The sequence below is a fragment of the Streptomyces sp. NPDC059455 genome, assembly GCF_042750115.1.
Lineage (GTDB): Bacteria > Actinomycetota > Actinomycetes > Streptomycetales > Streptomycetaceae > Streptomyces > Streptomyces endocoffeicus.
The window spans coordinates 13,716-26,106 of sequence record NZ_JBHYVB010000046.1 but is presented as its reverse complement, the minus strand read 5'-3'; the positions used below and the strand labels follow the sequence as shown (position 1 = coordinate 26,106).

General features: G+C 69.3%; 11 protein-coding genes and 2 pseudogenes. 3 read left to right on the top strand and 10 right to left on the bottom strand.

All coding sequences use genetic code 11. The features are described from left to right. Positions 1-992 precede the first annotated feature (992 nt). Together ACFXB5_RS18660 and ACFXB5_RS18655 are read left to right on the top strand one after the other, a co-directional pair. On the top strand, positions 993-1,508 hold the full coding sequence (locus ACFXB5_RS18660) for an ArsR/SmtB family transcription factor (protein WP_385208899.1): 516 nt from the start codon (positions 993-995) through the stop codon (positions 1,506-1,508). Positions 1,509-1,511: 3 nt separating this feature from the next. Continuing rightward, complete coding sequence (locus ACFXB5_RS18655; RefSeq protein ID WP_385208896.1) at positions 1,512-2,606, top strand: serine hydrolase domain-containing protein; 1,095 nt, start codon at positions 1,512-1,514, stop codon at positions 2,604-2,606. A 602-nt stretch (positions 2,607-3,208) separates the two neighbouring features. On the opposite strand, the gene ACFXB5_RS18650 is transcribed toward ACFXB5_RS18655, so the two are convergent. Next, the gene (locus tag ACFXB5_RS18650) at positions 3,209-3,655 is read right to left on the bottom strand and encodes a hypothetical protein (protein ID WP_385208895.1); all 447 of its coding nucleotides are present in this window, start codon (positions 3,653-3,655) and stop codon (positions 3,209-3,211) included. A gap of 14 nt (positions 3,656-3,669) precedes the next feature. Between ACFXB5_RS18650 and ACFXB5_RS18645 the strand changes: the two genes are divergently transcribed. Next, positions 3,670-4,878: a hypothetical protein gene (locus ACFXB5_RS18645; protein ID WP_385208892.1), complete on the top strand. Its 1,209-nt coding sequence runs from the start codon at positions 3,670-3,672 to the stop codon at positions 4,876-4,878. Here the strand turns inward: ACFXB5_RS18645 and ACFXB5_RS18640 are convergent. The 9 genes and pseudogenes from ACFXB5_RS18640 to ACFXB5_RS18600 all read right to left on the bottom strand — a co-directional run bounded on the left by ACFXB5_RS18640 (position 4,841) and on the right by ACFXB5_RS18600 (position 12,269). Then, positions 4,841-5,458, bottom strand: coding sequence for a carboxymuconolactone decarboxylase family protein (locus tag ACFXB5_RS18640; protein ID WP_385208889.1), 618 nt, complete (start codon positions 5,456-5,458; stop codon positions 4,841-4,843). The genes ACFXB5_RS18645 and ACFXB5_RS18640 overlap by 38 nt on opposite strands. Then, positions 5,455-6,231 (bottom strand): alpha/beta fold hydrolase, encoded by a 777-nt coding sequence (locus ACFXB5_RS18635; RefSeq protein WP_385208887.1) that lies wholly within the window; start codon positions 6,229-6,231, stop codon positions 5,455-5,457. Before ACFXB5_RS18635 ends, ACFXB5_RS18640 begins: the two co-directional genes overlap by 4 nt. Before the next feature lie 19 nt (positions 6,232-6,250). Next, on the bottom strand, positions 6,251-6,841 hold the full coding sequence (locus ACFXB5_RS18630) for a TetR/AcrR family transcriptional regulator (protein ID WP_385208884.1): 591 nt from the start codon (positions 6,839-6,841) through the stop codon (positions 6,251-6,253). Next, positions 6,838-7,773: an aldo/keto reductase gene (locus tag ACFXB5_RS18625; protein ID WP_385208882.1), complete on the bottom strand. Its 936-nt coding sequence runs from the start codon at positions 7,771-7,773 to the stop codon at positions 6,838-6,840. Before ACFXB5_RS18625 ends, ACFXB5_RS18630 begins: the two co-directional genes overlap by 4 nt. A gap of 82 nt (positions 7,774-7,855) precedes the next feature. After that, positions 7,856-8,499, bottom strand: a pseudogene (locus tag ACFXB5_RS18620) (integrase core domain-containing protein); the annotation flags it as partial. After that, positions 8,497-9,504: pseudogene (locus ACFXB5_RS18615) on the bottom strand (integrase core domain-containing protein); the annotation flags it as partial. The pseudogenes ACFXB5_RS18615 and ACFXB5_RS18620, both read right to left, overlap by 3 nt. A 321-nt stretch (positions 9,505-9,825) precedes the next feature. After that, positions 9,826-11,112 carry a serine hydrolase domain-containing protein gene (locus tag ACFXB5_RS18610; protein WP_385208879.1) on the bottom strand — a complete coding sequence of 429 codons (1,287 nt, stop codon included), beginning with the start codon at positions 11,110-11,112 and terminating at the stop codon, positions 9,826-9,828. Positions 11,113-11,329: 217 nt separating this feature from the next. Beyond that, the gene (locus tag ACFXB5_RS18605; RefSeq protein ID WP_385208876.1) at positions 11,330-12,001 is read right to left on the bottom strand and encodes a response regulator; all 672 of its coding nucleotides are present in this window, start codon (positions 11,999-12,001) and stop codon (positions 11,330-11,332) included. Next, positions 11,988-12,269: an ATP-binding protein gene (locus ACFXB5_RS18600; RefSeq protein ID WP_385208873.1), complete on the bottom strand. Its 282-nt coding sequence runs from the start codon at positions 12,267-12,269 to the stop codon at positions 11,988-11,990. Before ACFXB5_RS18600 ends, ACFXB5_RS18605 begins: the two co-directional genes overlap by 14 nt. Positions 12,270-12,391 lie beyond the last annotated feature (122 nt).

Sequence of the window (12,391 nt, the reverse complement as noted above, 5' to 3'; positions counted from 1 at the left end):
GTCCTCACACACTGCATCTGCCGAACAACTGGCCCTGGCGGCACTGCCCTTGCCGGGAACCTTATCCGTGCAGGTCACGCGGCATGTTGGTATTCGTGGAGGATACCGCCGAGGCGATCGTGTCGGCGTATGTCGAGGCGGGCCAACGCGTCGGGATCGTCGATCGGCGGGGGCAAGGGGTGCGGCGGGCGGGCGTTCGCGATGCCCTGGTGTGGTCGGTGTCCATTGCAGAACTGCTCGAACTCGCGCAGGGTGTGGAGGACAGCGACGGGCGCTGCTTGGTGACCGGATCGGTCCACCGCACCCGGGCCCGATACGGCAGCGGGCGTCCGGGACGGTGCTCGATATCGGGGGAGAGCGAGACGGCAATCGGCAGCCGCTCGACATGCGGCATCAGGCAGCCTGCCCGGGAACGGTGCGCCGCTCGGCCAGCCACTGCCGCACATCAGCGGCGCTGTAGAGGACCACGCGCCCGGAGAGCCGGACAAACGGCGGGCCTTGTGAAGGGCGCGCGCGGTGCGCCAGCGGCGCAGGGTAGAGGGGGCGAGCTTCATGTTCGGTAACGCCGGTTTGGCTAACCGGCAATCCGGGTGTATAAAGCCGCGGCCTCATCAGTAATCCGGGGGGTGAGACAAGACGAGAGCGCGCGGTCCTGGGCGATATTCCGCATGGATGTTGGATGGCGCGACTATCGGGATTGCACTGGGTGGGCTTCATGCCGCGTCGACCGTGCCAGGTTTTGACCGGGAGGCGCCGCTGCTGATGTGGAGTCCATCGCCGCACGGGATCAGATGTCGCGAAAGGGATTTGGCGGCCGAGTGACCGGAGGGATGCGTGGCCGCAGGGCCCTGACCAGCAGTGATGGCCGCATCGTGGGTCATCGGTGTCCTACGCCTGTGGGACGAGGCGGCGTTGGTGGAGCTGGATGGGATCGCGGTGCTGTCGTCACGATCCCCTTGCTCTGTTATTCCGTAATAACGTAACCTCGGTCCATGGCCGATGAGTCCCTCGATGGGCGGGTCGCCGCGCTCGAAGAGCGGGTGACGCGACTGGAGTCCGCGCCGCCGGAGGCAGACCGGGACGAGGTGTTCTGGGCGCTCGAGGGGCTGCGCCGACGGCTCACGGGGCAGGGGCAGGTGCTGTTCACCGGCGCGGTCGACCTGCCCAACGGCGAGCACTACGAATGGCAGCAGGGCGCGGCGGCGCACGGGCTGCTCAACGCGGACTGGTCCGAACACGCCGCGCCGTACGCCGCGCTGGGCCACCCGATGCGGCTCACCCTGCTGCGGGCGGTGCTGCGCGGCACCCGCTCCGTGGCCGAGCTGCAGGAGACCGCCGGGCTGAACACCACCGGCCAGCTCTACCACCACCTCAAGCAGCTCACGGCGGCCGGCTGGCTCCAGGCCGAGGGACGCGGCCACTACCAGGTGCCTCCGGGCAGGGTGGTGCCGCTGCTCGTGCTGCTGTCCGCCGTGGTGCCGACAGGAAACCGAACGACGGGGGAGTGACCCATGGACCGACGGAAATTTCTTACCGTGGCGACGGCGGCGACGGGCGTATCGCTGTTGCCCGGGACCGCCGCCGCGGCCGACGGGACCCTGCCCGCGCGGGTACGGCGTCAACTGGACCGGGCGCTCGCCGCCGGCAGTCCGAGCGCGGTCTGCGGGGTCATCCACGGCGGACGTCCCTACGTGGCGGGCGCGGCCAAGGACGGGGAGGCACCGGCACCGGACGGCCGGACCGTGTTCCAGCTCGGCTCGATCGGCAAGACGCTCACCGCCACCGCCCTGGCCCACGCCGTCTGCGCGGGCGAGACCCGCCTCGACGCACCGCTCGTCCTGCCCGCCCGCTTCCCCGTCCCGCGCAAGGGCCCCCGGCGGATCACCCTGGCCGATCTGGCGACCCACACCTCCGGTCTGCCCTCGCTGCCGCCCAACCTCCTCGCCGGAGCGGATCCCTACGATCCGTACGCCCGCTACACGCTGGACGACCTGGCCGCCGGGCTCGGCGAGACAACCCTGGACAGCGAGCCGGGCAGCACATACGCCTACGCGAACCTCGGCTTCGGACTGCTGGGCCAGGCGCTGGCCTTCGACGCCGTGGACGCGATGCTGTGGCGCCGGGTGGCCGCGCCGCTCCGTCTGTCGGACACCACGACGACCCTGCGGCCGGACATGGCCTCCCGCAAGGCCGTCGGGCATCTCGACGGGGAGGCCGTTCCCGACTGGCACGACCGGGTGCTCAGCGCGGCGGGCACCTCGATCTACAGCACCGCCGATGACATGCTGCGCTTCCTGGGCGCCCAACTCCGTCCGGAGCGCTCGTCCTTGCGGGCCGCCATCGAGCTGACCCAGCGGCCTCACTTCACCGTCGACCGCGACCTGCGGCTCGGCCTCGGCTGGCATCTCAGCCCGCTGCCCAGCGGCCGGACCATGACCTGGCACAACGGCGGCACCGGCGGATTCAGCACCTGCGCGGCGTTCAGCCGGGAGAGCGGGACGGCGGTGGTGATGATGGTGAACACCTTCAGCCAGGAGACCGGGTCCGGGGCCCGCCCGGTCGACGAGCTCACCATCGCCCTGCTCGGCGAGCTCGATGCGGACTGAGCCGGATCCCCGCCCCCGACGCCGTGACGCCGGGGGCGGTGGATGCGGGAAGGTGGCCCCACTCGCCGAGTGAACACGTCGTACCGCTTCTCGCTCCGCCCCGGGGCCCGGCGCCGTACCGCCTGTGCCGTTCAGAAATCCGTCGCGGCTGGTCAGGCCGCGCGTCTGTACTCGTTGATCAGGCCGCCGAGGACGCGAGTCCGGAGTGGTCGTCGCGGAGTACTCGAGTCGGTCAATGGTGCGGTCCGGCTGTCGGTAAGGGGCGGACGTTGCCCTCGGGCCTGATGGGGGCGATGGCCGTTGTAGTGCCGGGCGTAGACGTCACGGACCGAACAGTGCGGCCGATGCGGCGTCACCAAGGGGATCGCCACCCGCTCGCGCGACGGGGACGCGATCTGCCACACCTGCACGCGACAGGATCCTCTCAACTTCCAGCGCTGCACCCGCTGCGGTCGGCAGGCGACGCTGGTGGTCAACAACTCCGAGGAGACCCTGTGCCCGCGCTGCTACCAGCCGCCGATGGCAACGTGCTCGATCTGCGGCCGGCGCAAGCCCTGCTACCGCGCCGCCACGGACACACCGCGCTGCGGGGCGTGCACGAGTCAGATGCGGGAACCGGAGACCTGTGTGCGGTGCGGCACCGTGCGACTGGTGCAGACCCGCACCGCTGACGGCGGTGGGGTGTGCGGCAGTTGCAGCCAGCGCAGCGACACCTGCGCGCAGTGCGGACAGATCAAACCGGTGCACGGACGCGCGCCGGAAGGCCCGCTGTGCCGGTCGTGCTTCGAGGTGCATCCCGAGTCGCTGCGGCATTGCAGCGAGTGCGGCACCTTTGAGCGGCTGTACCACCACGGGTTGTGCACCCGCTGCGCGTGCCTGCGCCTGCTGCGTGATCTGCTCAGCGACAGCACCGGCGCGCTGCGCCCGGCCGTCGTCCCGATCGTGGACGCACTTACGACAAGCGAGCCGTACAGCGTGCTGCTGTGGCTGCGCGAGGCACCGCCCCGCCGTGTGCTCACCGCGATCGCCACGGCGGACGGGCCGGTCACCCACGCACTGCTCGATGGCCTCGACCACCCACAGGCCGTCACCCGGCTGCGCGACGCTGGTCGCGCACCGAGTGCTGCCCGATCGCGACGAACACCTCGCCGCGATCGAACGGTGGCTCGGTCCGTTTCTCGACCGGATCGACGACCGCGCCGAGCGCAAGATCGTGCGCGGCTTCGTAACCTGGCATCACCTGCGGCGGCTACGCCGAGGATTCCCTCAGCGGCGCAGCACGTTCGAACAAGCCGTGGTGGTCGAACGCGAAACGCGTGTCGCTGTGCGCATGCTGGACTGGCTTCACACTCGCGGCCAGTCCCTGGCCGGTTGCGGGCAGGGCGACATCGACCAGTGGCTGGCCGAAGGCACCAGCTACCATTACAGCGCCCGCAACTTCGTGCTGTGGTGCGTCCGGCGTGGACACGCGAGCGACATCACGATTCCCATCTATGTCAAGGAAAACCTGCGTTCGGAGTTCGTCGAGGCCGACGAGCGCTGGGCCCTGGCTCGTCGGCTGCTGCACGACGACGCGCTGGACACCGTCGACCGAGTTGCCGGCTTGCTCCTGCTGCTCTACGCCCAGCCGCTGGCCCGGATCGCCACCCTGACCCTCGACCAGCTCACCCAGCGGGTCACGGATCATGGTGTCCAAGTCCGCCTGGGCAGCAAACCCCTCGCACTGCCCCCGCCGCTGGGCGCGCTGCTGCTGGACTTGGTCGATCGTCGCCACGGACGCGCGGTCGTGGGCCGCACGATGGAGCTGACCTGGCTTCTGCCGGGAGGCGCGCCCGGCCGCCCGATCAGCGCCCGGCAACTGATGCGCAGGTTGAGCCGGCTGGGCATCCAAGCACGGCTGAGCCGCAACACCGCGCTGATCGACCTGGCCGCCCAACTTCCTGCGACAGTGCTGTCCGATCTGCTCAACCTGCACACCGGGACCGCCACGGCTTGGAACGACGTCGCGGGCAACACCGCGCCGGCTACGCCGCCGAGCTGTCCTGGCGGCACGCCGACACCTGACCCGTCGAACGCGAGTCGGCATGACACGATGCCAGCGCCGCACCCACTAGGTCGAGGACAAGCCGCACGCCGCGATCACCGCGCAACCAAGCCCCAGCGGCAAAACAGGCACTGCACGACGCGCCTGACCACCACACGGGTTGGATCCACGACAGACATCGCACGGGCGCCTACTCTCCGGACGGCGCGGGAATCCGGAAGGTGTTGAGCAGCGCGGAGGTCGCCAGGTACATGCCGATCAGGTTCACCATGTCGAGCACGCCAGCCTGCCCCACCGCTTCGAGGGCTACGCGGTAGGTGTCGTCGGAGACCGACCGGGTGCCCACCAGTTCGACGGTGAAGCGGTGCACGGCGGCTTCGGTGGCGGAGAGCTGCTCGGACGGTTCTCCGTTGAGGAGAGCGGCGATCACCGGTTCCGCGACGCCGGCCTGCCGGGCGACCGCCGTGTGGGCGTAGATCTCGTAGTCGGAGTTCCAGGCCACGCCGATCGTGAGGATGATGATCTCACGAAGCGGCGCGGCCAACGTCGAATCGGCCTGGTCGGCACGAACCCAGTCCACGAACAACCTGCCCGGGCCGGGGCGGTGTACGAACGCGTTGAACGGCCCGATGAGGTCCCCCTCCGCCGTGGCTGCGTGGAATCCCGATCGCCGAGCCCACGGCACGACCTCCGTGCGTACCTCGTCGTCCAGTGCGAGTTGGTCCTCGTCCAACCGGCCCGAGCGGACGAGAGGGAGGCGTCCACCCCAGTTCTCGTCCCCGGAAGACGGCCCCGCGACGGCGGTCACGACGCGGCGAACGCGGTGATGAGCTCGGCGAGGGCCTGCGGCGCTTCCATCGGCACCTGGTGCCCGCAGTCGACCGTCTCGATCGTCGCGCGGGTCAAGCTGGGCATCGTCAGTTCGCGTTGCATGTCCAGGCCCCAGACGGGGTCGTGGTCGGCCACGATCAGCAAGGTCTCGACGTCGATCGGTGCGGCCCGCTCGGTCCAGTCCTCGTAGATGCCTTCATTCAGCCACGCGTCCCACGCCTTGCGGTTCATCCGCGAATAGTCCGCGCAGGAGCGGTCGAACGCCTCCTGCGGCAGGGTCACTGCGGTGCGGTCGCGGACGAACTTCTCGGCGTCCGCGCGGTCTCGGCGGCTGGCCAACAGCGACTCCCGCAGCTCCCGGCCGCCGACTTCGCGGCCGAGCGGCGTGGGGGTCACCAGCACCAGCTTCGCGGGCGGGTGCGCCAGTCCCAGCTCGGCGCCCGCACGGCTGGCGAGGATCTGCATGATCTTGCCGGTCATCGAGTGACCGACGAGCACGTAGTCGGTCAGGCCGAGCTCGCTGATCGTGGCGGCGAACTGGGCCGCCATCTCGGCCATAGTGTAGCCGGGGATGTCATGCGCCTCACCGTGTCCGGGGGCGTCCACGGCCACGACCCGGAACTGTTCCGACAGTAGGGCGCTGGCCTCGATCCACTCGCGGCGGGCGAAGCTGAACGAGTGCGAGGTCACGAGGGTGCGACCGGGATGTGCCGCGTTCTCCCGCTGCGGAGTGTCGGTGATGGGCAGCATGGGGTGGATCCTCCGAATGTCAGTGGTGCGGTTGAGTGAGGGTGAATCCACGCAGCGCCGCACGGGCGAGCTGAACAGCTGAGCGTGCGTCGGTTGACGCGTGTCCCAGGAGCAGGCGAAATGTCGTCGGTCCGAACAGCAGGTCGATCATGGCGTCGGCGTCGGCGTGCGGGTCGAGTTGGCCGCGACTGACGCCGTCGGCCCACAGCGCGCGCAACGCGGCGCGTCGGGGGGCGAAGAAGCGGTCGTTGAGCAGTTCGGCGGTGCCGGGTTCCAGCACGGCGGCGGCGATGAGTTGGGCGAAGACAACTCCGTCGCGACCCTGGTACTGCTCGGCCAGGCGAGCCACGGCCTGGACGAGATCTTCCGCGGCGTCTCCGGTCTCGGCCAGCGGTGCCTGCTGGCCGATGCGGGCGGCGAACGCATCGATCGCCAGTGCGGTGCGGTGTGGCCACCGCCGGTAGAGCGTGGGCTTGCTGACGCCACTGCGCCGACTGACGGCCTCGACGGTGCAGGCGGCCACACCGCCTTCCAACAGAAGCTCGTTGGCGCTCTCGAGCGCGCGGACATCGTGCGTGCTTTCGCGGGGGCGGCCCGGCGAGCGGGTCATGGCCGCACCTCCTGGGGCACGGTGGTTTGCAAGGCACCGTTGCGGTCTCCGGACACCTGCTGGGCGAGCGGTTCCAACTCCGCGAGCACCGCGTCGTCGAGCACGATGTCCAGCGCCTTCACGTTGTCGGTCACGTGATCCGGGCTGCTGGTAGCGGGGATGGGCACGACTGGGAACCCGAGCCGGCGACTGCGGGCATGGACCCAGGCCAGCGCGAGTTGGGCGCTGGTGACACCCAGGTTCCGCGCTGCCGCGCCGACTTTGGTGGCCAGACGTTGATTGGCGGTCGCGTTGTCCCCCTGGAAGCGAGGATGCGCGCGCCGTGAGTCCGTCTCCCCGAGCGAGGCGGGGGCGACACCGCCGGTGAGGAAACCGCGTCCCAGCGGGGAGTACGCGACCAGTCCGACTCCCAGTTCGGCCATGGTCGGCGCGACGCCTTCGACGTCCCGGCTCCACAACGAGTACTCGCTCTGGACCGCGGTGATCGGGTGCACGTCATGCGCCCGCCTGAGCTGGTCGGCGTCGACCTCGCACAGCCCCAGATGGCGCACCTTGCCGGCCGCGACCAGACCCGCCATCGCCTCGACGGTCTCGGACAGGTCGACGTCCTGCGGTGGCCGGTGCAGGTAGTACAGGTCGATGTGGTCGACTCCCAGCCGCAGCAGCGAGGCGTCACAGCTGCGGCGCACGTAGTCCGGCTCTCCCCGTACCCGGCGACGGTGGTCGCCGGCGGAGCGGTCGACCCCGAACTTCGTGGCCACGACGACCTCGTCGCGCCGGTCGGCGATCGCGCGGCCGAGTAGCACCTCGTTGTGGCCGGCGCCGTAGATGTCGGCCGTGTCCAGCAGCGAGACCCCGAGGTCGAGTGCTCGATGGACGGCCGAGGTGGCCCGGTCCCAATCGGTCGGACCGTAGTGCTCGCTCATGCTCATGCAGCCCAGCCCCTGGGCGGACACCATAAGCGATCTAAGAGTGGCGTGGTCCACCTAGCTCCTTTACGTTACGGCACGTAAACTACATCAGGGCTGCGCGCCCTGCAAGATCGTCGGTGATCGGCGCGGGTGACGGGTGCAGCGGCCGGGCGTTCGCGCGGCCCTGGTGTGGCCGATGAGCGTTGTAGAACTGCTCGAACTCCCGCAGCGCGTAGAGCAGGTGCCGCTGGTTCCAGATCAACGTTCGGTCCAGCAGCTCACGCCGACAAGTCTGCACCCAGCGCTCCATAATCGAGTTCATTCTCGGCATCCGAACACCGCTGAGCACGACCACAATCCCCGCATCCGTAAGGACGGCGTCAAACAAGGCGGGAAACTTCCCGTCCCGGTCCCGAATCAGGAACCGTGCCCGGCAGCCCGCCTCCTCAAGGTCCATGACCAGGTTCTTGGCCACCTGCCCCACCCATGATGCGCTCGGGTGCGCGGTCGCACCCAGGATCCGGATACGTCGACTGGCGTGCTCGATGACCGCCAACACGTACAGTCGGGCCCCGGACAAAAGGTGACCGTTTCCAGAAAGTCGCAGGCCAGCAGGGCATCGGCCTGGGAACGCAGGAAGTCGGCCCACGTGCTGCAGGCCCGCTCGGGTGCCGGGTCGATCCCAGCTTCCTTCAAGATCTGCCAGACAGTGGACGCGGCGACCTTCACACCCAGCACAAGAAGGGCGTTCTCGATGCCCTGGTGTGGGCGGTGGGAGTTGTAGAACTGCTCGAACTCTCGTAGGCGTGCAGGAGGTGGCGCTGGTTCCAGATCAAGGTCCGGTCCAGGAGTTCGTGTCTGCAGGTCTGCACCCACCTTTCCATGATCGAGTTCATTCTCGGCATCTGGATGCCGGTGAGGACGACCTTGATCCCCGCGTCTTTGAGGACGTCATCGAACAGTCCGGGGAACTTCTCATCCCTGTCCCTGATCATGAACCGGGCCCGGCGGCCTACGTCCTCGAGATCCATGACCAGGTTCTTCGCAGCCTGGGTTACCCAGGATGTGGTCGGGCGTGCGGTGGCGCCCAGGATCCGGATGCGGCGGCTGCTGTGCTCGATCACCGCGAGTACGTACATCCGGGCGCCGGGCAGGGTGACCGTCTCAAAGAAGTCACAGGCCAGGAGGGCGTCGGCTTGGGAACGCAGGAAGTCGGCCCACGTGCTGGAGCTCCGGTCGGGCGCCGGATCGACGCCGGCGTCCTTGAGGATCTTCCAGACGGTCGACGCGGCCACCTTCACTCCCAGCACGAGCAGTTCGCCGTGCAGACGCCTGTAGCCCCAGTTCGGATTCTCTCTCGCCAGGCGCAGTACCAGAATCCGGATGGAGCGCACGGTACGAGGCCGACCGGGTCGCTTGGGCCGTGATAAGGCGGCATGCTGGCGTCTTGCGAGGTCGCGATGCCGGCGCAGCACCGTTGTCAGGACGTACGAGCAGTCGCAGACGCCGCAGGGCGGGCAACGGCAGCCGGTGCAGCAGCGCCGCCAGGAACGCCCGATCGCTCGGATTGAACCGTAGCCGGGCGCCGCCGAGTTGGCGTTCGAGCACCGTGATCTGATGACGGAGAGCCAGGATCTCCGCATCCTTGTCCCGGTCGTTCATCGGCAGCAGACGCAGCAGACGCAGCAGACGCAGCAGACGCAGCACCGCGAACGCGTTGGTCACGCCCAGGTAGGCCAGTCGCAGCAGCACGGTCGATCATGACGCGTGAACCACCGACTACGCGAGAGCGCCTACCCGAGCGGCGAGGCCGACGACCGCCGGTCCCGATACAGACCTCCGACCAGGGCGGATGACATTCTCGGCAAGCACAGGGCTGCCCACCCAAGCCGCACGAGGGCCACTCCCCGCCGACCCGCTCACCCCGCAACAGAGGTACGACGTGATGAGCAGGCTCACCCGCACGTGACAGTCAGACGGAGGGGCAGGCGCCCACGGCAGGATGTCCTGCAGGCCTGACATGCTCACAAGGCCCTCCGCTCGGCTTGAGTGCGTCGGTCTCGTCTGCGACCGTCACTTCGCTCGCCGGGGACTCTCCGAGGGCAGCGGCTTGCCCAGCATCTGGCAGCTCGCCGCTTCGACGAGGGCCTTGTCCGCGGTCGCGGCCGTCTTTTCCTTGATGCCGAAGTTCGTGCTCGTCAGGACCGCGACACTGCGGTGTCCGCTGGCGTCGGTGTAGATCTCGCTCGAGTAGCCGGGCAGACCGCCGGTGTGGCCCCAGACGGTGCCGCAGGGCGTGTTGACCTTCATCAGGCCGAGTCCGTAACCGCCACCTTCCTCGGGGGCGGCAACGGTGGTGCGCATCTGCTTCATCTGGGCTTCCGGCAGCAGCTCGCCGGACATCAGCGCGGTCAGGAAGCGCTGCCAGTCCTGTGCGGTGGAGACCATGGCTCCCGCCGCCCAGGACCAGCTCGGGTCGATGGAGGCGGTGTCGATGTTGTTGTCGGGACGTTCGGGGCCGGCGAATCCGACGCCTTCGGGCAGGTCCACGGTAGGGGAGAGGATGTCCTTCAGGCGCTCGGCGTCCGGCTCGTAGCCGGTCACGTGCTGCTTGCCGGTGGGCCAGTCGGCGTTCGTGGCCAGGAACGAGTCCTTCATCCCCAACGGCTTGGTGATCTTCCGCTCGATCAGCTTGGCCAGGCTGTTCCCGGTTGCCTTCTCCAGGATCAGCCCGAGGGCCACGTAGTTGGCGTTGCTGTAGGAGTACTTCTCACCGGGCCCGGATGGCGGATCCTGCTCGGGAGTGATGGCCAGGAGGTCCTCCGGCCGCCAGGTGCGCTGCTCCCGGCCGGTGAGGGAGGGCAGGAACTCCGGAGTCAGCAGGAAGTCGCCGAGACCGCTGGTGTGGTTGAGCAGCATCCGGACGGTGATGCCCTCGCCGCCTTTGACCAGTCCGGGCAGCCACTTCTCCACCGGGTCGTCCAGGCCGATCCTGCCCGCGGCGACCTGTTGCAGGACGAGGGTCGCGGTGACCGTCTTGGTGTTGGACCCGACCCTGAACTGGTCGTCGGCGGCGATGCGATGATCATCCTTCGTCCAGGCGGCCTGCCGTACGATCTCCACAGGCGACCCTTTGCCGCGGTCGACCCGGACGATCACCCCCAGGGACCCTCCGTCCGCCGCCTTCTGCGCGAGGTCGGCCAGCCGCCCGTCGGCCGACGTGCTCTGCTCGGCCGACGTCTTCGCCGCGCTCGACCCCGAGTCCGAGCAGCCTATGAGCACCCCGCTCATGCCGGTCGCCAACCCCACTGTCAGCGCCCCGCGCAGGATCCGGTGGCGAGACGACGTGTGTGCGGACATAGTAGTTCCCTTCGGCGCATGACGGTTGCTTCGTGCGTCAAGGACCCGGGCGTTCGGCCCGCTGCGCGGCCTCACGGCGGCCCCTCCGCACAGCGACCATTCAGCCAGCGGCAGTTGCCCGGCACATCGCTCGATGGCGGGCTTCCCACGGGCACCGGGTCACTCGTAGGAGTGACATGGGGGCGCGGCATCGGGCTGCCCCGTCCACCGCACACGGTCAGGACAGCGTGTTCCTGGCCAGCACCGCCGCCTGCGCCCGGCTCTGACAGCCGGTCTTCGCGAGCATGCGGCTGACGTGCGTCTTCACGGTGTGCAGGCTCACCACGAGGCGGTCGGCGATCTCGGCGTTGCTCAGCCCGTCCCCGACCAGCCGCAACACGTCGCGCTCCCGCTCAGTGAGGTCCTTCAGCCGGGCCAGTTCCTGGTCACTCGGCCGCTGTCGGCCACTGAGATGCCCCTCGATGATCCGACGGGTCACCGCCGGGCTCAGCGCGCTGTGCCCGGCCGCCGCCGCCCGCACCGCCCCGGTCAGCTCCTCGTACGAACTGTTCTTCAGCAGGAAACCGGACGCCCCGGCGGCAAGAGCGTCATCGACGTACTCGTCCAGGTCGAACGTCGTCAGCATGAGCACCTGGCTCCGCCCTGGTCCGAGGAGCCCCCGGCGGCCCAGTTCCGTCAGCGCCCACAGCCCGTTCCGGCGAGGCATGCGCATGTCCATCAAGAGCACGTCCGGCCTCAGTCGCGCGCACGCCTCGACGGCTTCCTCGCCGTCATCCGCGGTGCCTGCCACGGTGAGATCGGCCTGGCTGCTCAGTATCGCGCTCAGGCCGGCGCGGATGATCGGCTCGTCGTCCACCACGAGCACGCTGATCTGCTCAGACATCGGCATTCTCCAACGGCATCGTGGCCACGAGGCGGAAGCCGCCGTCGCCGGTCGGTCCGGCGGTGAGTTCCCCGCCCAGCGCGTCCACCCGCTCACGCATGCTGATCAGGCCGAGCCCGATCCCCGCGCCGACCGTGCCGCGCCGCACCCCGCGACTGTTCTCCACCTCGCACCGCAGTCGGCCGGCCGTGCCGTCGACGGTGAGCCGGACCGGCGCCCCGGGCGCATGACGGCGAGCGTTGGCCAGTGCTTCCTGTACGACGCGGTACCCCACCGTCTGGGCGGGGGTGGGGGAACAAACCACTGGGGGCCCCCCCGCCCCCCCCCCCCCCCCCCTCGGTAGCCCCCCCCCCCCCCGGGGCTGCAGCCGCCCCCCCCCCCACCCCCCAGCCCGGC

What these genes read in the sequence shown, in the direction of transcription:
- ACFXB5_RS18655 (WP_385208896.1), top strand. Translation starts at nt 1,512, where the DNA reads ATGGACCGACGGAAATTTCTTACCGTGGCGACGGCGGCGACGGGCGTA.
- ACFXB5_RS18630 (WP_385208884.1), bottom strand. Translation starts at nt 6,841, where the DNA reads ATGACCCGCTCGCCGGGCCGCCCCCGCGAAAGCACGCACGATGTCCGC.
- ACFXB5_RS18660 (WP_385208899.1), top strand. Translation starts at nt 993, where the DNA reads ATGGCCGATGAGTCCCTCGATGGGCGGGTCGCCGCGCTCGAAGAGCGG.
- ACFXB5_RS18645 (WP_385208892.1), top strand. Translation starts at nt 3,670, where the DNA reads ATGGCCTCGACCACCCACAGGCCGTCACCCGGCTGCGCGACGCTGGTC.
- ACFXB5_RS18605 (WP_385208876.1), bottom strand. Translation starts at nt 12,001, where the DNA reads ATGCCGATGTCTGAGCAGATCAGCGTGCTCGTGGTGGACGACGAGCCG.
- ACFXB5_RS18635 (WP_385208887.1), bottom strand. Translation starts at nt 6,231, where the DNA reads ATGCTGCCCATCACCGACACTCCGCAGCGGGAGAACGCGGCACATCCC.
- ACFXB5_RS18610 (WP_385208879.1), bottom strand. Translation starts at nt 11,112, where the DNA reads ATGTCCGCACACACGTCGTCTCGCCACCGGATCCTGCGCGGGGCGCTG.
- ACFXB5_RS18625 (WP_385208882.1), bottom strand. Translation starts at nt 7,773, where the DNA reads ATGAGCATGAGCGAGCACTACGGTCCGACCGATTGGGACCGGGCCACC.